Here is a 21,265-nt window from a genome sequence, read left to right as displayed (position 1 = left end):
AAAGGAGGCAGCATGGTGAACTTCGGCAGATTGATTACCGCAATGGTGACACCTTTTGATCAGCAAGGAGAGATTGACTGGACTGCATTGTCCTCGTTGATTGATTACTTAATAGAAGAACAGCACTCAGAGTCACTTGTTGTATCTGGAACAACAGGGGAGTCTCCTACCCTGAGCGATGATGAAAAAATCAAGTTGTTTGCATTTGTTGTAGAAAAAGCAGCTGGACGATGTAAAATTATTGCCGGGACTGGAAGCAACAATACGCGTCACTCTATTCATCTAACCCGTGCCGCGGAGCAGGCAGGAGCAGATGGTGTTCTACTGGTAGTACCATATTATAATAAACCGAATCAGGAAGGGATGTATCAGCATTTCGAAAGTATTGCAAACTCCACATCCCTTCCAGCTATACTGTATAATGTTCCAAGCCGTACTGGAGCGAGTCTAACAGCTGAAACAACGCTACGTCTTGCACAAATTCCGAACATTGTGGGAACCAAAGAATGTGCATCACTTGCGCAGGTCACACAGATTGCAGCGTCAGCGCCAGAAGGTTTTCTGGTTTATTCCGGGGATGATGCTTCTGGGTTGCCTGCTATGGCTGTAGGTGCTTATGGTATTATCAGCGTAGCGAGTCATGTGGTAGGTGCTGAAATGAAGCAGATGATCGATTCACTTGTAGGAGGACACTCGCAGGAGGCAGCCAAGTTGCATCAGCAGTTGTTCCCGATTTTCAAGGGTTTGTTTGGCTGTCCTCATCCTCTGCCTAATCCGGTGGCAGTAAAATATGCATTGGAATTACGGGGGATTAAGGTAGGTTCGGTTCGGTTGCCACTCATTCCTCCAACTGAGGATGAAGCGGAATTTATTAAGAAATTATTTACCCGCTAAAGAGAAATAGGAATGTAAGCTGTTAATTAATACTAAGGAGTATCCTTGTTAAGGGCAGTCGGTAGGTACAAAACCGATAGAGTTTATTGTCTGACAAGGTTCTCCAGCGTGAAGGGCGTTCTTATAGGACGTCCTTTTTGCTGTGCTTTCAACCATGTATGTAGATAAAATGACAGATACTAATGGTTTCAGACGGCAATGGGAAACCTAGCGTAACGAACAGGATGACTTGTTTTTTCTTATTTTAATCATGTATAATGGGGTCAAGTGACTGGGTGCGGTATTTTTTTGAAAATTAAATAAACAAATCAAGGTACGACGTCCAACTACCATAGGAGGTTTAGATTCATTTGTCTAAAAAAACAAACAACGATAAATTGATGATTTTCGCTTTGGGCGGCGTCGGTGAAATCGGGAAAAATATGTATGTCGTTCAATACGGCAATGACATTGTCGTGGTGGATTCCGGTCTGAAATTCCCGGAAGAGGACATGCTGGGCATTGATATCGTTATTCCTGATATTTCCTACCTTACAGAGAACCGCGACAAAGTAAGAGGCATTGTGCTGACTCATGGTCACGAGGACCATATCGGCGGTTTGCCTTACGTGTTGAAACATTTGAATGTACCAGTATATGGTACCAAATTGACGCTGGGATTGGTGGAAAACAAGCTGAAGGAAGCGAATCTGCTTGGTGAAACCAAACGTATTTTGATCAATGCTGATTCCGAAATCAAGCTGGGTTCCACACTAAAAGCAACTTTCTTCAGAACCAACCATAGTATTCCGGATTCTGTAGGTGTATGTATTGATACTCCTGAAGGCGCTGTTGTTCATACAGGTGACTTCAAATTTGACCATACTCCGGTGAACGGACAATATGCAGATTTGCAGCGTATGGCTGAAATTGGCACACGTGGTGTACTGGCTCTTTTGTCAGACAGTACAAATGCCGAGAAACCGGGCTTTACACCTTCGGAAAAGAGCGTTGGTATTGTCCTGGAAGACATTTTCCGCAAGTCGAGACAGCGTGTGGTCGTAGCCACTTTTGCTTCTAACGTACATCGTATTCAGCAGGTAATTAATGCTGCTGAAGCTACGGGACGTAAAGTAACAGTTATTGGTCGAAGCATGGTTAATGTCGTAGGTATTGCTTCGGACTTGGGCTATTTGGAAATTCCAGATGGAATGCTGATTGAGCCTGAAGAAGTTGGCAAAATGTCAGCGGATCGTGTAGTTATTCTCTGCACAGGCAGTCAGGGTGAACCGATGTCCGCTTTGACAAGAATGGCTCGTTCCACACATCGAAAGGTTGACATTCTTCCAGGGGATTCAGTCATCATCGCAGCTACTCCGGTACCGGGTAATGAAAAATACGTTGGACGCACAATTGATGAACTGTTCCGTCTGGGTGCCAATGTATATTACAGCGCAGCTAATCCAGGTATCCACGTTTCTGGACACGGAAGCCAGGAAGAACTCAAGCTGATGCTGAATCTGATGAAACCAAAGTTCTTCTTGCCAATTCATGGTGAGTTCAGAATGCAACGTCGTCACGCTCTTCTTGCTGAAGGCGTAGGTATAGAGCCTGAAAATATCTTCATCACGGATATCGGTGAAGTCATTGAAATTCAGAATGGCGGAGCACGCAGAGCTGGTAAAGTTACAGCAGGCAACGTACTGATCGATGGACTAGGCGTAGGGGATGTAGGAAATATCGTATTGCGCGACCGCAAATTGCTGTCACAGGACGGTATTTTGGTGGTGGTTGTCACGCTGAGCAAGCAAGACGGAACGATTAAATCAGGCCCAGATATCATTTCCCGCGGTTTCGTATATGTCCGTGAATCGGAAGGTCTACTGGATGAAGCAAATCGTATTGTCTCAAGTACACTGCATAAGCTCATGAGTGAAAATGTAAATGAATGGGCTTCCCTCAAGACAAATGTCAAGGATGCACTAGGTCGCTTCTTGTATGAGCAAACTCGTCGCAGACCGATGATCCTGCCAATTATAATGGAAGTGTGATTCAATTGAAATTTGTTCAAAAACCTGAATTAAAAACTTAAGTCACAGGCACACAGTCGCCTCTCTTCCCGCAGGAAATATTGGACGGTTTCCGCGGGAGGAGAGGCTTTTTTGATTTTGCGGGACAAGGAAAAGCATGGGGTCGGGTATAAAATATTCCATTTCCATCCCATACTATAGGGTGAATACGGGTCATATAGATGCGTAAAGCGAAAGGAAGATCACCCATATGGAACAATACAGCAATCTAACATCTGGCAACGAGGAAACGGAAGCGCCAGATCAACCAGAAATTGGGCAAAGACCCGCTTTACCTGCTATGGAGGCTTTGCAGCAGCTGGGTCAAACTTCCATGCCTGGAGGCGAGTCCAATATTTTTTGCATGACGATTATCGGTCAGATTGAAGGGCATCTCATTTTACCGCCTCAAAACAAAACGACAAAATATGAGCACATTATTCCCCAGTTGGTAGCGGCAGAACAAAATCCTCGTATCGAAGGATTAATGATTTTGCTGAATACAGTTGGTGGTGATGTAGAGGCAGGACTGGCTATTGCTGAAATGATCGCATCGATGAGTAAACCAACGGTGACTATTGTCATAGGTGGGGGGCATAGCATCGGTGTGCCGATTGCTGTGTCTTCCACTTATTCCTACATTGCGGAGAGTGCGACGATGACCATTCATCCCATTCGGATGAACGGTCTGGTCATTGGAGTACCACAAACTTTTGAATACATGGAAAAAATGCAGGAACGTGTTGTACGCTTCGTCGTTTCTCATTCTCGTATTACAGAAGAGCAGTTTAAGGAACTGATGTTTAAAACCGGTGAGTTAAACCGCGATATTGGTATAGCGGTTGGGGGAGCGGATGCAGTGAAGTATGGATTGATGGACGCGGTTGGAGGCATCGGAGAGGCTTTAAAACAGCTGAACACCATTATTGAAACGCGGCGTCAGCAAAACGGGATCGCTGGGATTCAACAGCAGGCTCCGTATGCTCCTTTTTCTCCCAGTCCCACAGGAACTCCTACAGAGACACTGTCAGGGGAGCAAAGCAGGGAGCTACCTCAATGACACTATATACTGTGATGCCAATGGAAATGGTATGGCAAGGGATGTGGAAAGAGGCTGAGGAGCTTGCAGAGGTTCGGGTAGACGGTCTACTTATGCAGGTACAGCCGCTTGAAAGTCGTCGGGGGATCATTGTACGGTTGTTGGACTGTCCGCTGGAAGCCTACCTGAATCCGCGTTATGGACCAGGTCAAGTTATCGAGTGGTCGTAGAAGGTGTCGAATAGTATAGAAATAGGTCATTTACTGCTGAAAAAGAACATATGTGCGGATACCGGGTGACGTGGTATAATATTCTTCTGGGGGGTGACCTTGTATGTCCAGAAGAAGAAAAAGAAAAAAGAAAGCCGCATTTGGCGGAGTTCTAAAATTTGAAATTTACGGCATTGTGCTGATTACATTAGCGGTCATTGCGTTGTCGGGTGAAGCGGCAGTTGGTCGGTCGCTATCCAAGATGTTTGGGCTCGTACTGGGGAAATTCTATTTTGTTATCCCTCTCATTGGCATTTATTATGGTCTGATGGTGATGATTCACCGCAAGTGGCCGAACCAGTGGAACTCGCGTAAAACGGGTTTGCTCCTGTTGGTATTTGCCTTTACACTTATGAGTTCTATTTCATCTATGGAGCAGCGTTTGGGGCCGATCAACGCGCTTCAGCCGGGCGGAGTGATGACCCAGATACATATAGATATGCGTGAGCAGTTGCTGTCGCCTGACCAGCAGGGCCATACCTCAATGCTGAACAAGGATATCAGCGGGGGGTACGTAGGCGCATTGCAGCTTACTGTTCTGTTGTGGCTGTTTGGTCTCACAGGAGCTAAACTGATCATGATTGTTATGTTCGTCATTTGTTTCATGCTGATGACCCAACTGTCCTATGTGGATTTGGTACGGATTGTAAAGACCAAGCTGCTGACAGTCGGGGGAAGCGTGCGTAAAAAATGGACTGGTAAAGCTACTCCGCTTTCGGCATCTAGCAAAGGTAGTGGAAATAGAAAAATCAAGTCTGAGCCGATTCCTGCCTATGAGGAAGACATGGATGATGACTTTGACGAAATGCAGCCTCCTGCACGCAAACAACCGATTTTCTTTCAGTTGTTTGGTCTCAAAAATTCAGATAAAGCGGACAAGGAGAAGCATTCCGTCGATACGGATGAGGATGATCATGATCTTCCATATGAAGCTGAGGACGCGCAGGCCCAGTGGATAAACGATAACCAGAGTGAAGAGCTGTCTGACGTAGTCGAACACGCTGAGCAGGAAGCTGCAATTCCGGTAAAGAGGTCGCCCATTATTAGGGATTTCTTCGAACAAGTAAAGCATGAGGAAAGAAGACCGGAAGCTGAATTTGGAGAGTCCCTTACAGGGGCAGAGCATACAACTTCCATTATTGATGAATCCCTGGATGATGACTTTGTGGATGCCAATGCGAATGATTCGACAACGATCCAGGGGACATTAGAAGGTGCTCAGGGACAAGCTCAGACGATTGCAACTGGGGTTGCAGGCGAAGAGGCTGAAGGTACCCATACAGCTATTCCGGCTCCGCCGCCGCCTAAACCGTACAAGCTCCCATCGTTTCGTTTGCTTGCTAAACCACAAAACGTAGGCAAAGGTATGGGACAAAAGGATTACATGCAAACGGCACGCAAGCTGGAAGCAACGCTGGAAAGCTTTGGTGTGCGGGCGAAGGTACTGGAGGTTGTCCGTGGCCCTGCCGTAACGCGTTATGAAATTCAGCCGGACATTGGAGTAAAGGTCAGCCGCATTGTGAGTCTGACGGATGACATTGCGCTTGCGCTTGCTGCCAAAGATATCCGTATGGAGGCTCCGATTCCTGGCAAATCTGCTATCGGAATTGAGGTTCCGAATAATGAAGTTTCCATTGTCACGATGCGTGAGGTAATGGAGACAACCGTTTTCCAGGAGTCAACTTCCAATTTATCCATTGCATTCGGACGTGATATTGCAGGACAGACGATTGTTGGTAATTTGGCCAAGATGCCCCATCTGCTTGTAGCTGGGGCAACAGGTTCGGGTAAATCAGTGTGTATCAATGGGATCATCACGAGTATTTTGTACAAAGCAAAGCCGGATGAGGTCAAATTTTTGATGGTCGATCCTAAAATGGTGGAGTTGAACGTGTACAACGGAATCCCGCATTTGTTGGCTCCGGTCGTGACTGATCCAAAGCGTGCCTCACTTGCATTGAAGAAAATTGTAGTTGAAATGGAAAAAAGATATGAGTTATTTTCCAAATCAGGAACCCGTAATATTGAGGGCTATAATAATCTGATGAAAGATAACCCGGATGCATTTCTGCCTTACATCGTCGTTATTGTGGACGAGTTGGCAGATTTAATGATGGTAGCTGCGGGAGATGTGGAGGATGCGATTGCACGACTTGCCCAAATGGCGCGTGCAGCAGGCATCCACCTTATCATTGCAACCCAGAGACCTTCGGTTGACGTAATTACCGGGGTGATTAAAGCCAATATTCCTTCACGTATTGCCTTCGGCGTTTCCTCGCAGGTAGACTCCCGTACCATATTGGATATGGGCGGAGCCGAGAAGCTACTCGGACGTGGTGATATGCTATTCATGCCGATGGGTGCTTCCAAACCAGTCCGCGTTCAGGGAGCGTTCATGAGCGATCAAGAAGTCGAAAATATTGTTAACTATGTACGTGAACAGGGTGAAGCGCAGTATGATGAAACGCTAGTGCCGGAGGTGGAAGAGGTATCGGCTGATGCAGATGAAATGCTGGATGAGCTGTACGATCAGGCTGTCAACATCATTTTAGAGGCTAAACAAGCTTCCGTTTCGCTCCTTCAGCGCCGTATGCGGATCGGTTATACACGTGCTGCTCGACTGATTGACTCCATGGAAGCTCGCGGAGTCATCGGCCCTTACGAGGGCAGCAAGCCCCGTGAGGTCCTTATCTCAATGGAGCAATATCAGCAAAATAAAGTTAGTTCCTAAGCATTATCTCTATCCAGCACTACATTAAAACGCTGTTTGTTCGCATGGTGGTTGTTCTATTATGGCAACTCCAAGTGAACAAACAGCGTTTTTTTGTGATGTTTTTTTGAGGTGTGGCGACTACCTGCTGAAAGAAGATTAAAAGGGTGAATAGCTTTAAGCGGAGCTTGTCATAATAAACGTAGCCATCCTGTTAATCCCACAAAAGAAAGGTAGAGCGCAGCATATGAAAAAGACAATGGTCTGGATTTGCACGGGTATCCTCGCAGCCTCGGCTATTACGTACACAGGACTTTTTAAAAATGACTCTGCACAGCAGCAAGCAGAGCCGCTGAGCACACAGCAGAAAGTACAAGCAGCGCAACCTTCCCAGCCGACATTCAGCTCGGGAGCGGTTGATTTTGGATCTTACGGTCAGGATGTATATGAGTTGCAATCACGTTTGAAGTTGCTGGGCTTTTTTGGCGGGAAAGTGGACAGCCATTTTGGCAGCAGTACACTAAAAGCTGTCAAGGGTTTTCAAAAGGAATTTGGCATCCGTCCCGATGGAGTGGTCGGAGCAAAGACGAAATTAAAGCTGGTGAATGCTACTCCTAACTGGAAGCCAACGGAAACTCCTATGCATCGTAACAATCAAGGTTCCGCTCAGGGACAGACAGCGGACAATAACGATAAAGCGGATCAAAATGATGAAACGATGGGATCGGCCAACACCATGGGACTATCTGAAAATGATCTTAAAATTATGGCCAACGCGGTCTACGGTGAATCCCGCGGCGAGCCATTTGAAGGACAAGTTGCCGTCGCGGCTGTTATTTTGAACAGGGTTAAGTCACCCAGCTTTCCCAACTCACCATCTGGAGTGATCTTTCAGCCAGGAGCTTTCACAGCTGTAGCAGACGGCCAAATCTGGCTCACACCGAATGAGACTGCACAAAAGGCGGTACGCCAAGCACTGAACGGCTGGGATCCAAGCGGAGGATGTCTTTATTATTTTAACCCAAAAACAGCCACCTCCAAATGGATTTGGTCCCGTCCGCAGGTGAAAACCATTGGGGAGCATATTTTCTGCATGTAAAACGCCGAAGCAGCCGGGAGCTTGTCTCCGGTTGCTTCTTGGCTTTTGCATGGTTAGAATAAAGATTGGTACACTTTACCTCTTTACAGGAGGATGATTTACAGCAGCTAATGCTAATCAAAGGCTAGACGCAAATTGACGTCACAAAGGAGTTTTGGACTTGAACAAAACAGGTTTCGAGCGTGGCACACGCAGACAACTGAGGATTCATGTACTGCCGACCAAGCGCTTTAAGACGTTTGCCATATCGTTGTATGTAGGTACTCCGCTACGTGAGGAAACCGTAACCCGAGTGGGGCTGGTACCTTTCGTTCTGCGACGGGGTACAGAATCGTATCCGCAGACTACACAATTCAGAGAACAGTTAGAACAATTGTATGGCGCGGGTTTCGGATTCGATGTATACAAACGTGGAGATTATCAGATCGTGCAATTTCGCATGGATACGATTAATGACAGCTTTGTAAACAGTCCGGATAGTTTGCTGGATCGTTCGTTTGCTTTTCTCGGAGAAGTGCTGACGAAGCCTGCATTGGAAAATGGTGCATTTCAAACGGGATACGTCCAGCAGGAACGAGAAAATGTGCGTAAAAAGCTGGAATCTATAGTTAACGATAAAATACGTTATGCTGGTGAGCGCTGTATGGAGGAAATGTGCAAAGATGAGCCTTATCGTCTGCACCCTCTTGGTCAACGATCCGATCTGGACAGCATAGATGCACAGAGCTTGTATCAGGCTTATGGAGAATGGCTGAATCATGCCAGCATGGATTTATACGTTGTGGGAGATACGACGCTGGAAGAAGTTGAGAAGTTTGTTGATCGCTATTTTCAATTGAATCGTTCAGCGGAAGCAGGGTATGTTCCAGAACAGCCCAAGTCAGTAGAGCGTGAGGTTCAAACCGTTGTAGAGCGTCTTGATGTGAACCAGGGCAAGCTCAACATGGGGTTGCGCACCCCTATTACGTATGGAGACGATCGCTATGCTTCCGCTCTGATGTATAATGGCATTTTGGGCGGGTATCCGCATTCAAAGCTGTTCGTTAATGTAAGGGAAAAGGAAAGTTTGGCGTATTACGCTTCATCGCGGTATGACGGGCATAAAGGGATTGGTACGATTCAATCTGGTATCGAAATTCCTAATTATGAAAAAGCGGTTACTATTATCCGCAAGCAACTGGAAGATACGCAAAATGGAGCGATTACCGAGCTGGAAATGACCCAAACGCAGGCGATGATTCGCAACTTGCTGAAGGAGATGCAGGATTCCGCTTTTGAAATGATCGCCTATGATTTTAACAGACAGCTTTCTGGTAAAGAGCGGACGGTAGATGAGCTGCTGAGTCAGGTGGAGGCAGTCAAGGTGCAGGATGTTCAGGATGCCGCCCGGACGTTCCGACTGGACACTATTTATTTCTTGAGAGACCAGAAGGGGGAATAGCGGTGGAGCATATACCATATGAGCATTTGCAGGAAACGTTGTACTATGAAGTAATGGATAACGGTTTACACGTTTATGTGTTGCCCAAACCGGGTTTTCAGAAAACGTACGCTACATTTGCGACTAAATACGGCTCGGTTGATAATCATTTCCGCGTAGAAGGTCAACAGCCCGTAAAGGTGCCGGATGGCATAGCCCATTTTTTGGAGCATAAAATGTTTGAAGAGCCTGAAGGCGATATTTTTGCTACCTTTTCCTCTAATGGGGCATCGGCGAACGCATTTACGAGCTTTGATCAAACAGTATATCTGTTTTCGGCAACCGAGCGTATTCAAGAAAATTTGACCACCCTGGTCAATTTTGTGCAGCATCCTTACTTTACAGATGAAAATGTAGAGAAGGAAAAAGGCATTATCGGCCAGGAAATCAATATGTATGAAGATAATCCCGATTGGCGGAGTTACTTTGGTCTGATCGAGGCGTTGTACAAGGTCCATCCGGTGCATATTGATATCGCAGGTACTGTTCAATCCATCAGTACGATTACAAAGGAAACGCTGTACAGTTGCTATGAAGCTTTCTACCATCCAAGCAATATGATTCTTTTTGTAGTGGGCGGAGTGGATCCAGCTGAAGTAATAGAACTGGTACGTAACAATCAGGCTAAAAAGGACTATAAGCCGCAGGGAGAGATCGAGCGGATTTTCGACGATGAACCCACTACAGTTGCAGAACCACGTCGTGAGGTAAAGCTGGCCGTTTCTCTGCCAAAGCTACTGTTTGGATTTAAGGAGGCTGAAGTAGGCCTAACGGGTGAAGAATTGCTCCGTCATGATCTGGAAACCAAGCTGATGCTAGATCTCCTGTTTGGCTCCAGTACACAATTGTATCAAAAGCTCTACGATGAGGATCTGATTTCGGACAGTTTTGGTCATGAGTACAATAGCACGCAGCAATATGCATTCTCTGCAATCGGTGGGGATACCAAAGACCCGGATCGGCTGTTGGCGAGAATACGTGAAGAGGTGGAGTCCATCCAGAAGCAGGGCTTTGCAGCAGAACATTTTGAACGGGCACGCAAAAAGAAAATCGGTGGTTATCTGCGTACACTCAATTCACCAGAAAATATTGCGCATGAATTTACAAGACATCGCTTCCGGGGCAGCGATTTTTTCCAACTGCTTCCGATTTATGAAAGTATCACGCTTGAGGATGTAAATCGCCGTCTGAAAGACCATATCCAGTGGGATCAACTCGCAATATCACTAGTGGTGAGTCCGTAATGTCCAGGGAGAGGGAAACGATGACCACCGAGGGCGGAGAACTAAAAGCGATTGGCGATACAACCGTGCTGATTACAGGGGCAAGTGGCGGAATTGGTGCGGCTATTGCTGAGCGTTTTGCAGCTGTAGGGATGAATGTGGTCATTCACTACATGAAGTCCCATGAAAAAGCAAATGAAGTTGCCCGTCGTTGCATGGCTTATTCAGGCAAGGTAATGACCGTGTCAGCGGATCTGCGGAGCAAGGAGCAGATTGAACGCATGCGTGAAAAGCTGGATAATCACGGGATGAAGCCGGATATTCTTGTGAACAACGCCGGATTATCTCATTATGGGCTGTTGACAGATGTTTCGGAAGAGGAATGGGACGAAGTGATGGCTGTCAATGTTAAGGGAACCTTTCTGTGCACGCAGGTTTTTATGCCGCATATGATATCCCAACGCTATGGCCGCATTGTGAATGTTTCATCCGTGTGGGGGATGTGTGGCGCTTCGTGCGAGGTGTTGTATTCCACCACCAAGGGAGGCATTAACGCTTTCACTAAAGCGCTGGCTCAAGAGGTAGCACCTTCCGGGGTGACAGTGAATGCTGTAGCTCCAGGTGCAGTGGATACGTCGATGCTGGATCATTTGGATGAAGGCGAAATTACCAGTTTGGAAGAAGAAATTCCTGCTGGACGATTGGCTCGACCTGATGAAATATCGTCCCTAGTTTATTTTCTTGCGCTTCCTGAGTCAGGTTATATTAATGGCCAGGTCATAAGTCCTAACGGAGGATGGGTGACTTAAGGGAAATAGCGCTTGGAGGAATCCACCAGTATAGTAAGCGTCTGAGAAGAGCATATTACAACTGTTGATTTTAAATCTGAATCATCTAAGGAGGATTTAAGTATGTCAACAGTTGTTCAGAATTTTGATGTTTGGAAAAAGTTCCTCGGTCAGCGTGTAGAGCAAGCGGAGAAGCTGGGAATCAGCCAAGATACCATTTCTGAGCTTGCTTATGAAATTGGTGATTTTCTGGATGAGAAGGTCGATCCAGCTAACCACTCCAACCGCGCACTGAAAGAACTGTGGGGAGTTGCCGATGAGGACGAGCGTCACACCATCGCCCGGCTAATGGTTAAATTGGCCAAGAGCAACGCATAAGTAGGAACCAACATGAAAAGCTCCCTTTTGGGGGCTTTTCTGTAATGGTTACAGAGCTGTTCTTGTAATTCCATTGTAATTTATATATCATAAACGTGATTGAGGCTTACAACACAATGCAGCCTATCAAATTTCAATAATTGGTTTTGTCGAAAGATGTTATTTTATGATACAATAATGCTTTGATTTGGAGTTGTTGACGGTTTGAATGTGAATGAGGTGCTAACGTGACGGAAGAAACGAAACAGTGGTACATGGAGTACAAGATACATAAAAATCGACCCGGACTGCTGGGAGACATTGCTTCCATGCTTGGTATTCTGGGGGTTAATATACTGACGATCAACGGTGTTGAAGGCGAAAGACGGGGGATGTTGCTTGAAACGGACGATGACGAGAAGATACGCATTCTCGGAGACACGTTAAAAAAAGCGAGCAACATTACAGTCACGGCCTTACGTGCTCCGAGACTGGTTGATATATTGGCAGTAAGACACGGCCGTTACATCGATCGGGATTCGGATGATCGTAAAACATTTCGCTTTACACGCGATGAGCTTGGGTTGCTGGTCGATTTTTTGGGTGAAGTATTAAAGAGGGACGGCAATCAGGTGATTGGTCTTCGCGGGATGCCGCGGGTGGGCAAAACGGAATCCATTATTGCCAGTAGTGTATGCGCAATGAAGCGTTGGACTTTTGTGTCTTCAACGTTACTACGACAGACGGTGCGCAGTCAGCTCTCTGAAGAAGAAATGAACCCAAACAATGTGTTTATTATTGATGGTATTGTGAGTACAATTCGGTCAAATGAAAGACATTATCATCTGCTTCAGGAAATCATGAGTATGCCAAGTACTAAAGTGATTGAGCATCCTGATGTATTTGTACGTGAATCAGGATACAGCTTTGACGATTTCAATATCATTATTGAGCTTCGCAATAATCCGGCTGAGGAAATTATTTATGATACCTTTACAGCCAGTTATACAGAAGATCTTTAAATAAGCGTAATTACACAAGGAGATGATGACATGTCAGAACTGGGTCAGCAATTAAAGGAGGCCCGGCTGCAAAAAGGATTGAGCCTTGACGATGTTCAGGAAATGACGAAGATACGCAAACGTTATCTGGAAGCCATTGAGACGGGCGATTACAAAGTGCTGCCGGGAAGCTTTTATGTCAGAGCTTTTATTAAAACATACGCTGAAACGGTCGGGTTGAACCCCGATGAGATTCTGGAAGGGCATCAAAGCAATGTGCCTGAACCTGAGCCGGAAGCAGTCATGGAGCCTGTTACACAGAAACGCTCCAGCCGTCCCGCCACGATTGGTAATCTTAAATGGTTGCCTACAGCGTTAATGTGGCTTTTTCTAGTTCTCATTGTTGGGGTTATTTATGCTTATTGGGTGAGCAACAACCATTCAACTCCAAAAACAGCAGAAAACACAACGCCGATTACAACACCAAGTACAACACCAAGCACCACACCAAGCACGTCTACTCCTGATACCACTACGACACAGCCGAACAATGGTCAAACGACGGCTCCAAATGGTGCTGGTGGGCAGACTCCTGATGCGGGGCAAACCGGCCAAACTCAGCCAGGTGGTACGGGGAGTACGGGTGCTACTACTCCAGATACTGGACAGCAGCCGGATACGACTACGCCACAACAAGGTGTAACTGTGGCACAGGACGGCAAGCAAGGCAAGACGACGATTTTTAAAGTTTCCAGTTCAACGGGAGCCGCGGTCAAGGTTGATATTAAAGCGACGGGCGAAAGCTGGCTTGAAGTGTACAAGGGAGAAAATTCCCGTGGAGAAAAGCTGAGTTATGGTATGACTAAAAGTGGAGATGCCATGTCTTTCGATATTGGTCCAGAAGGTTTATATATCAAATCAGGACGGTCTTCTGCCACAGATATTTCCGTAGCAGGTCAACCGATAACAGATAATAAATCGACTACTCGTGTACTGATCCAGCAAGGAGAAGCTTCTTCGACCGGAACGAGTGCAGGGGTAACGGGTTCACCTGCAGATTCTACGACAGGTAGCAGTACGGATTCAGCACAAAGTAGTACAGATTCTACAACTACTGATGGTGAATAAACGCCTTGGTGCGAGGAAATACTAATGACTGTAATTCCTGGAAAGGCAGTCATTTCATTTTCCGCAAAGTGAGGTGTATACGTTATGACCGTCAGCTGGATTGTGACTGGGCTCGGTATAATTGTCAGTTTACTGGGCTATTATCTGACACCGAATGCATGGGGCTATGGCATACTGGGCTTTGGTCTTGCTCACATTGTGCTTGGACTTTTGGATATGTTCCGAACTCCAACACGAAGCCATAATTAGATATTTTGACCGTAAATGAAATAAAGGCGTTTTTGTCAGGAAAACTGGCAAGAACGCCTTTTTAGTCAACGGATTATTGGATTTTTGTAAATGACTAGCCTATAATTAGATATTGAACTTTGTTGTGGAAAGGAAAGTGAAACGATGGCTTCAGAAAATTCATTTGATATCGTCTCCAAAATGGATATGCAGGAGTTAACAAATGCGGTTCATCAGACGGAGCGTGAAATTGAAACACGATTTGATTTCAAGGGTAGCAAAAGTAGCCTTAAGCTTGAGAAAGAAGCTCTTACGATTGCATCGGAAGACGAATACAAGCTGAATGCGGTGATTGATATTTTGCAATCTAAAATGGCCAAACGAGGTCTGTCCCTTAAAAATGTGGAGTATGGCAAATTGGAACCCGCCTCTTTAGGTTCAGTGCGTCAGCGTCTTTCGCTTAAGCAGGGAATTGATCAGGAGAATGCCAAGAAAATTAACATTCTTATTCGGGACTCCAAGCTAAAAGTTAAAAGTCAGATTCAAGGTGATCAAATCCGAGTGACCGGAAAAAACAGGGATGATTTACAGGCGATCATTCAATTGCTGCGTAAAGCTGATTTGCCATTGGAGCTTCAATTTACAAACATGAAATAAAGCTGTTTTCCCTCATACATTTTGTAGGAAAAAACGTTGCTTGATGTGCGGCAGGTTATTTTGACATGCGTTTTGCGCCATATTATACTTGTAACGAAAATGCAGACAATTCAGGTGTATAGCGCTCGTTGATAGCGATTTACATAGGATTGAATTTAATCCGAAAACTGCCATTTGTAATCAAGTACGATAATCAGGGGAGAGTGTGTTGTGAATTTACCCAACAGAATTACAATAACGCGGATTTGCCTTATTCCGGTGATGATGCTGGCTTTGCTGGTGGACTTTGATTTTTATCCGCCGCCGATTGAGATCGGAGCTTTCAAGCTGCCGTATAATCAGCTGATTGCGGCTATCATTTTCCTTGTAGCAGCCAGCACGGATGGTCTTGACGGATATTTGGCACGTAAAAATAATATGGTCACCAATTTGGGCAAGCTGTTGGACCCCCTTGCTGATAAGCTTTTGGTAACCGCCATTTTGGTTTCCTTGGTAGAAATGGGAAAAATCGATTCGTGGATTGTCGTTGTGATTGTTAGCCGTGAGTTTGCGGTTACGGGTCTGCGTCAGATTGCCTTACTGGATGGTTCTGTGGTTGCTGCAAGTAATTGGGGCAAATTGAAGACGATCATCCAGATCGTTGCTATTGTAGCGTTGCTCATTAATAATTTCCCGTTTGTTTTTCTTGGTATCCCGTTTGATTTAATAGCGATATGGGCAGCGGTGTTGATCACCATTTATTCGGGTATTGATTATTTTGTGAAAAATATCCACTTGCTGAGCTCCTCCAAAGTTTAACAGGATAAATTTTATGGAAACAGCAATAGGGACTAAACTTATTGCTGTTTCTTTACATAATTCCCATAATATTCGCAGTACAGGAGGAAGAATTGATGAAAGCTGAAATAATTGCAGTAGGTACAGAGTTATTGCTCGGACAAATAGTGAATACAAATGCTCAATATTTGTCACAAGAGTTGGCTACAATCGGAATCGATGTATATTTTCAGACTGTAGTTGGCGATAACATAGATCGGCTTCAGGAAGCGATAAGAATTGCTCAGAAGCGTGCGGATTTTATTTTGTTTTCCGGTGGTCTGGGACCGACTCAGGATGATTTGACGAAAGATGCGATAGCGTCTGTATTGGGGCGAAAATTGCACATAGATCGTCTTGCAATGGACAAGCTAGATCAGTTTTTCCGTAACCGTGGGGTAGAAATGACCGAGAATAACCGCCGGCAGGCGCTTTCTATTGAAGGCGCTACTCCGCTTGAAAATGAGACAGGGCTAGCTGTGGGCGACGCAATTGCACAGGACGGTAAATTTTATGTAGTTTTGCCTGGACCGCCTAAGGAACTCAAACCCATGTTTGCAAACCAAGCGAAACCTTGGTTGCTTCAGCAGGCATTGAGCGGTGAGGAAATGCCAATTTATTCAAAAATGCTAAAATTTGCAGGGATCGGTGAGTCAGCTCTTGAAACCCATTTGTTAGATCTGATCCAATCCCAGACAGACCCCACGATTGCTCCTTATGCGAAGGAAGGGGAAGTCACGATCCGTATATCCACCAAGGCGGCCAGCGAAAGTGAAGCACTAATTAAGCTGACGGCTACGGAAGTAGAAATTCAGCAGCGTCTTTCGGAATATATGTATGCAAGTGAAGATGTTACGCTGGAGAAGGTTATCGTAGATCTAATGGCCAAACGCGGGCTCACTGTGAGTGCGGCAGAAAGCTGTACAGGTGGAATGCTGATGGAACACATCACTTCTATACCTGGCAGTGCTGTTATGTTTCAAGGTGGCATCGTGTGCTATTCCAATGAAATGAAGATGAAATTACTCAACGTGCCTTATGATTATTTGGAAGGGGATCAAGCGCCAGGTGCAGTGAGTAAGGAAGTAGCCCTTGTGCTTGCAGAGCAGGCGAGAATGATCATGGACAGCGATTTTGGACTTTCAGTTACTGGTGTTGCCGGGCCTGGGTATTCCGAACGGAAGCCAGTCGGTTTGGTGTATATTGGCATTGCTGAACGCGACAAGGAAACGGAAGTACATGAACTGAGACTGAGTGGTAACCGTGAAACAATCCGACTGCGATCAGTCAAAGCAATCCTGTACAGATTGTGGCGCAGGCTGGTAGAGAACGAGAAACTCTCTTAAACATCTATGTACAGTGTGGGTCGTAGAGTTGTTTTAGATAGATATTCATGATATAATCATCTTATCGGAAGAACCGTTGCAAAGCCTTTTGCCAGCGGTTCTTTTTTTGTTTTAAGAGACAGGTGTAATTGTAGAAGAGAGCTGTGTGAACAAAAAAAACGAATGTATGTTCGAAAAAATGCTTGGCAAGCGTGTCAAAACAAGGTATTATTAAAGTACAAACAATGAAGGATGTGAGTTTATTGTCAGATCGTCGTGCTGCGCTGGATATGGCGCTCCGTCAAATAGAAAAGCAATTTGGTAAAGGTTCCATTATGAAGTTGGGTGAGTCTACCCACATGCAAGTGGAAACGATCCCCAGTGGTTCGATTGCTTTGGATATTGCGTTAGGAACGGGCGGCTTTCCAAGAGGCCGGGTTATTGAAATATACGGACCGGAATCATCCGGTAAAACGACAGTAGCTCTTCACGCTATCGCAGAGGTGCAAAAAACAGGCGGACAAGCCGCCTTTATCGACGCCGAGCATGCGCTTGATCCGTCGTATGCAAGCAAGCTGGGTGTCAATATTGATGAGTTGTTACTATCGCAACCAGATACAGGAGAGCAGGCGCTTGAGATTGCCGAAGCTCTTGTACGTAGTGGAGCAGTAGACATTGTAGTTGTTGACTCCGTAGCGGCACTTGTGCCCAAGGCAGAGATTGAAGGCGAAATGGGAGATTCCCACGTTGGTCTTCAAGCACGTTTGATGTCTCAGGCATTGCGTAAGCTTTCTGGAGCCATTAATAAGTCGAAAACCATTGCTATTTTTATTAACCAGCTACGTGAAAAAGTAGGTGTTATGTTCGGTAACCCTGAAACAACACCAGGTGGACGTGCCTTGAAGTTTTACTCTACGGTACGTTTAGATGTTCGTCGTATTGAAAGTTTGAAAATGGGTAACGACATTGTGGGTAACCGCACACGTATTAAAGTCGTGAAGAACAAAGTTGCCCCTCCTTTCCGTCAGGCTGAGGTAGATATTATGTACGGTGAGGGCATTTCCAAAGAAGGTAGCCTGATCGATATCGGTACGGAGCATGACATTGTCGACAAGAGCGGAGCCTGGTATTCCTACGAAGGTGAGCGCCTTGGTCAGGGACGTGAGAATGCTAAGCAATTTTTGAAGGAAAATCCGAATATTGCTAGTACGATCGAACAAAAAATTCGGGTGGCCAGCAATCTGATTACGACGGTTGTTCCGCCTACAGAAGAAGAGTTGGCACAGCAAGCGAAGGAAGAACAGGAATTGTTGGAGCTTGAATAAAGCTCGGTGAATCCTGGTTTGTGAACTGGGGCCAGGGTTATGGCACCGTCCGTTTGAATAGCATGATTCTGATGCCCTGCACAGTTGTGCAGGGCATTTTTGCATCAACTAGAGTCTGCTTTGTCAGTGGAATCTAACTTTTGCGTAGCAGGTGTTCAAAGGCTGCTTTCGTGAATTTCAAAGTGAGGGAAATATATTGCAGTTGGACGATGAAGATGAATACACTTCGGAAGCAAATAAGCAACAAGGGATTTCTCTTTTTCCGGATCATGAGGAATTGATGATTACTAGGGTAGAGCAGGGACAGGGACGCAAACGTGGAAGGTATATCATACATTTTGGTCCTTATTCACTGTCTGTATTAGAAGATGTAATGATCAAGTACAATATGTTCAAAGGAACGTCATTTGATAAAAAAGAACTGGAAGATATCGTTCTGGCAGATGAAAAGCAACAGGCTTATGTACTTGCGCTTCGCTATTTGGGGCGAAAGCCTCGCACACGTCAGGAAATTGCCCAGCGTTTAGCGCAAAAGGAACTGGATCAGTCTGTTATTGACGAAGTAATGGTCCGACTCCATAGGGAACAACTCGTAGATGATGATTTATACGCCCGTCAATGGGCAAGGCAGCGCATAACAAGCCAACGTAAGGGGAAGATGTGGGTTAGGCAAGAACTTCGTCAGAAGGGCATCTCTAAAGCCTCTATTGGCGAAGCGTTAGGTGAGATCACCGATAATGAGGAGTGGGAGAGCGCTTTGACGGTCGGACGTAAGAAATGGAATCAGGTACGTGGTGATATAATGGAGAAAAAAAGGAAAACATACCCTTTTCTCATGAGACGCGGATATTCGGGGGATATGACACGCCGGGTAGTCAATCATCTCACTGCGACCGAGCATGACGCTGCTTCAGATGACGAGGAATTGTTGCAGTGGGAGGAATAGTTGCCAAACTGCTGCTGAACCTTTGGCTAGTATGAACGGATAGGATGAGCTAGTTATTACATGGAAAGCTGCATGGTAGTCTACTAATGTTTGCATTCCCTTGACAATGCCATTTGTCAAATAATAAAATATATATGAAACGATACTTGTGGAACGCCCTTTTTCCTTCCAAAAAAGCGGAATCCACGGTGAGTTCTCATCGCCAAATAACAAGTGATGCCGCTATGCCAGGCGGAATTGTACATGTGAAAGCATGTGCATATGAAATGAAACGACCTTGTGTCGTTGTCTTAGTTTGACGATCAAAGTAAATGTGACAATTGCAAAAAGTCCCAAGGAATGCCTTGGAGGAACCAACGGGGAGGTGAACAGTATGATGACTGCGATCTGGTTCGTTCTCGTTGCTGTAGCCGCGTTATTCTTTGGGTTCGGGATTGGTTATTTTATTCGCAAATCTATTGCAGAAGCTAAGATCTCCAGTGCGGAAGAAGCTGCCGCGCAAATCGTGGAGAACGCGAAAAAAGAGGCAGAAGCGCTGAAGAAGGAAACGGTATTGGAAGCGAAAGATGAAATCCACCGCATCCGTGCCGAAGCTGAAAAAGAAACTCGTGAACGTCGCAATGAAATTCAACGACAGGAACGAAGATTGCTGCAAAAAGAAGAATCGCTGGATAAAAAATTGGAATCGCTGGAACGCAAAGAAGAACAAGTGGCCAACAAAGAGAAACGAATCGATGAAACCCAGCAGCAAATTGATTTGATTTACAAGAGTCAGGTAACTGAGTTGGAACGTATTTCCAATCTGACGATGGAGGATGCAAGAAGTATTATTCTGACCAACGTAGAGCAGGAAGTTCGTCATGAAACAGCTCAGATGATTAAAGAAATTGAACAGCAGGCCAAAGAAGAAGCGGACAAAAAGTCTCGTGAAATCATCACACTGGCCATCCAACGCTGTGCGGCAGATCATGTAGCAGAAACGACGGTTTCTGTTGTCACATTGCCGAACGAAGAAATGAAAGGCCGGATCATCGGGCGCGAAGGCCGTAATATCCGTGCACTTGAAACCCTTACAGGAATTGACCTCATTATTGATGATACGCCGGAAGCTGTTATTTTGTCTGGATTTGATCCGATTCGTAGAGAGATTGCGCGTACTGCGCTTGAAAAGCTCGTAGCGGACGGACGGATACATCCGGCTCGTATTGAAGAGATGGTGGAAAAATCCCGTAAAGAGGTGGACGAACGAATCCGTGAGTATGGTGAACAGGCCACCTTTGAGGTGGGCGTGCATAGCTTGCATCCAGATTTGATCAAGATCTTGGGACGTCTCAAGTTCCGTACAAGTTACGGACAGAACGTATTGAAGCACTCGATGGAAGTTGCATACTTGACAGGTCTGATGGCCGGGGAACTGGGCGAAGACGTTGTACTGGCAAGACGGGCAGGATTGCTGCATGACATCGGGAAGGCGCTGGATCATGAAGTGGAAGGATCGCACGTTGAAATTGGCGTGGAGCTGGCGAAGAAGTACAAGGAACACCCGGTCGTCATCAACAGCATTGCCTCACATCACGGTGACTGCGAAGCGACTTCAGTGATCGCCATGCTGGTTGGGGCGGCAGATGCCCTGTCAGCAGCAAGACCGGGAGCGCGGCGTGAAACGCTAGAGACGTACATCCGTCGTCTTGAGAAGCTGGAACGCATCTCCGAATCTTTTGAAGGCGTTGAAAAATCATACGCGATTCAAGCCGGACGCGAAGTTCGTGTCATGGTACAGCCAGAGAAAATTGATGATGCGGAAGCATTCCGACTGGCCCGCGATATTACGAAAACGATTGAGAATGAACTGGACTATCCGGGACATATCAAGGTTACCGTCATACGCGAGACCCGTGCCGTAGAATACGCAAAATAAAAGCATTTCAATGA

The 21,265-nt window shown here is 45.8% G+C and carries 19 protein-coding genes; all 19 read left to right on the top strand.

The annotated features are described in order from the left end of the window. Positions 1–12 precede the first annotated feature (12 nt). The 19 genes from dapA (at position 13) to rny (ending at position 21,251) form a co-directional block, all read left to right on the top strand. Positions 13–894 carry a 4-hydroxy-tetrahydrodipicolinate synthase gene (dapA, locus tag MKX30_RS11350; protein ID WP_028542708.1) on the top strand — a complete coding sequence of 294 codons (882 nt, stop codon included), beginning with the start codon at positions 13–15 and terminating at the stop codon, positions 892–894. A gap of 350 nt (positions 895–1,244) precedes the next feature. Further along, positions 1,245–2,924 carry a ribonuclease J gene (locus MKX30_RS11345; protein ID WP_013309942.1) on the top strand — a complete coding sequence of 560 codons (1,680 nt, stop codon included), beginning with the start codon at positions 1,245–1,247 and terminating at the stop codon, positions 2,922–2,924. A 229-nt stretch (positions 2,925–3,153) separates the two neighbouring features. Then, positions 3,154–4,002, top strand: a complete 849-nt coding sequence (locus MKX30_RS11340) for a ClpP family protease (RefSeq protein ID WP_341062835.1) — start codon at positions 3,154–3,156, stop codon at positions 4,000–4,002. Further along, entirely contained in the window at positions 3,999–4,211 is a 213-nt protein-coding gene (locus MKX30_RS11335) for a YlzJ-like family protein (protein ID WP_023988229.1), read from the top strand. Before MKX30_RS11340 ends, MKX30_RS11335 begins: the two co-directional genes overlap by 4 nt. 103 nt (positions 4,212–4,314) lie before the next feature. Then, positions 4,315–6,981 (top strand): FtsK/SpoIIIE family DNA translocase, encoded by a 2,667-nt coding sequence (locus tag MKX30_RS11330; protein ID WP_053325270.1) that lies wholly within the window; start codon positions 4,315–4,317, stop codon positions 6,979–6,981. Between the two features lie 226 nt (positions 6,982–7,207). Continuing rightward, positions 7,208–8,059: a spore cortex-lytic enzyme gene (gene sleB, locus MKX30_RS11325; protein WP_023988231.1), complete on the top strand. Its 852-nt coding sequence runs from the start codon at positions 7,208–7,210 to the stop codon at positions 8,057–8,059. A gap of 160 nt (positions 8,060–8,219) precedes the next feature. Beyond that, positions 8,220–9,500 (top strand): EF-P 5-aminopentanol modification-associated protein YfmF, encoded by a 1,281-nt coding sequence (yfmF, locus tag MKX30_RS11320; protein WP_023988232.1) that lies wholly within the window; start codon positions 8,220–8,222, stop codon positions 9,498–9,500. A 2-nt stretch (positions 9,501–9,502) separates the two neighbouring features. Further along, a complete protein-coding gene (yfmH, locus tag MKX30_RS11315; protein WP_023988233.1) occupies positions 9,503–10,783 on the top strand; it encodes an EF-P 5-aminopentanol modification-associated protein YfmH in 1,281 nt (426 codons plus the stop codon). Positions 10,784–10,803: 20 nt separating this feature from the next. Further along, positions 10,804–11,571 (top strand): elongation factor P 5-aminopentanone reductase, encoded by a 768-nt coding sequence (gene ymfI / locus MKX30_RS11310; protein ID WP_053325271.1) that lies wholly within the window; start codon positions 10,804–10,806, stop codon positions 11,569–11,571. Positions 11,572–11,673: 102 nt separating this feature from the next. Then, positions 11,674–11,928: a DUF3243 domain-containing protein gene (locus MKX30_RS11305; protein ID WP_013309950.1), complete on the top strand. Its 255-nt coding sequence runs from the start codon at positions 11,674–11,676 to the stop codon at positions 11,926–11,928. 227 nt (positions 11,929–12,155) lie between these two features. Beyond that, complete coding sequence (locus MKX30_RS11300) at positions 12,156–12,929, top strand: DUF3388 domain-containing protein (protein WP_013370747.1); 774 nt, start codon at positions 12,156–12,158, stop codon at positions 12,927–12,929. 30 nt (positions 12,930–12,959) lie between these two features. After that, the gene (locus tag MKX30_RS11295) at positions 12,960–14,036 is read left to right on the top strand and encodes a helix-turn-helix domain-containing protein (RefSeq protein ID WP_028542704.1); all 1,077 of its coding nucleotides are present in this window, start codon (positions 12,960–12,962) and stop codon (positions 14,034–14,036) included. Positions 14,037–14,120: 84 nt separating this feature from the next. Continuing rightward, positions 14,121–14,285: a hypothetical protein gene (locus MKX30_RS11290; RefSeq protein ID WP_023988236.1), complete on the top strand. Its 165-nt coding sequence runs from the start codon at positions 14,121–14,123 to the stop codon at positions 14,283–14,285. Between the two features lie 144 nt (positions 14,286–14,429). Continuing rightward, the gene (locus MKX30_RS11285) at positions 14,430–14,921 is read left to right on the top strand and encodes a YajQ family cyclic di-GMP-binding protein (RefSeq protein WP_053325272.1); all 492 of its coding nucleotides are present in this window, start codon (positions 14,430–14,432) and stop codon (positions 14,919–14,921) included. Between the two features lie 210 nt (positions 14,922–15,131). Continuing rightward, on the top strand, positions 15,132–15,719 hold the full coding sequence (pgsA, locus tag MKX30_RS11280) for a CDP-diacylglycerol--glycerol-3-phosphate 3-phosphatidyltransferase (protein ID WP_013309954.1): 588 nt from the start codon (positions 15,132–15,134) through the stop codon (positions 15,717–15,719). Between the two features lie 95 nt (positions 15,720–15,814). Then, entirely contained in the window at positions 15,815–17,083 is a 1,269-nt protein-coding gene (locus tag MKX30_RS11275; protein ID WP_339201900.1) for a competence/damage-inducible protein A, read from the top strand. Positions 17,084–17,325: 242 nt separating this feature from the next. Next, on the top strand, positions 17,326–18,387 hold the full coding sequence (gene recA / locus MKX30_RS11270; RefSeq protein WP_053326557.1) for a recombinase RecA: 1,062 nt from the start codon (positions 17,326–17,328) through the stop codon (positions 18,385–18,387). Between the two features lie 196 nt (positions 18,388–18,583). Next, the gene (locus MKX30_RS11265; RefSeq protein WP_034095016.1) at positions 18,584–19,333 is read left to right on the top strand and encodes a regulatory protein RecX; all 750 of its coding nucleotides are present in this window, start codon (positions 18,584–18,586) and stop codon (positions 19,331–19,333) included. A gap of 373 nt (positions 19,334–19,706) precedes the next feature. Further along, positions 19,707–21,251 (top strand): ribonuclease Y, encoded by a 1,545-nt coding sequence (rny, locus tag MKX30_RS11260; protein WP_013309958.1) that lies wholly within the window; start codon positions 19,707–19,709, stop codon positions 21,249–21,251. Positions 21,252–21,265 lie beyond the last annotated feature (14 nt).

Origin of the sequence: Paenibacillus sp. FSL P2-0173, assembly GCF_038008045.1 — a bacterium.
Lineage (GTDB): Bacteria > Bacillota > Bacilli > Paenibacillales > Paenibacillaceae > Paenibacillus > Paenibacillus polymyxa_B.
This window is presented reverse-complemented; position numbering and strand designations above follow the sequence as displayed.

Coding starts and splice junctions, on each gene's coding strand:
- dapA (WP_028542708.1), top strand. CDS start 13: ATGGTGAACTTCGGCAGATTGATTACCGCAATGGTGACACCTTTTGAT.
- MKX30_RS11340 (WP_341062835.1), top strand. CDS start 3,154: ATGGAACAATACAGCAATCTAACATCTGGCAACGAGGAAACGGAAGCG.
- MKX30_RS11335 (WP_023988229.1), top strand. CDS start 3,999: ATGACACTATATACTGTGATGCCAATGGAAATGGTATGGCAAGGGATG.
- MKX30_RS11330 (WP_053325270.1), top strand. CDS start 4,315: ATGTCCAGAAGAAGAAAAAGAAAAAAGAAAGCCGCATTTGGCGGAGTT.
- sleB (WP_023988231.1), top strand. CDS start 7,208: ATGAAAAAGACAATGGTCTGGATTTGCACGGGTATCCTCGCAGCCTCG.
- ymfI (WP_053325271.1), top strand. CDS start 10,804: ATGACCACCGAGGGCGGAGAACTAAAAGCGATTGGCGATACAACCGTG.
- MKX30_RS11305 (WP_013309950.1), top strand. CDS start 11,674: ATGTCAACAGTTGTTCAGAATTTTGATGTTTGGAAAAAGTTCCTCGGT.
- MKX30_RS11295 (WP_028542704.1), top strand. CDS start 12,960: ATGTCAGAACTGGGTCAGCAATTAAAGGAGGCCCGGCTGCAAAAAGGA.
- MKX30_RS11290 (WP_023988236.1), top strand. CDS start 14,121: ATGACCGTCAGCTGGATTGTGACTGGGCTCGGTATAATTGTCAGTTTA.
- MKX30_RS11285 (WP_053325272.1), top strand. CDS start 14,430: ATGGCTTCAGAAAATTCATTTGATATCGTCTCCAAAATGGATATGCAG.
- MKX30_RS11275 (WP_339201900.1), top strand. CDS start 15,815: ATGAAAGCTGAAATAATTGCAGTAGGTACAGAGTTATTGCTCGGACAA.
- rny (WP_013309958.1), top strand. CDS start 19,707: ATGATGACTGCGATCTGGTTCGTTCTCGTTGCTGTAGCCGCGTTATTC.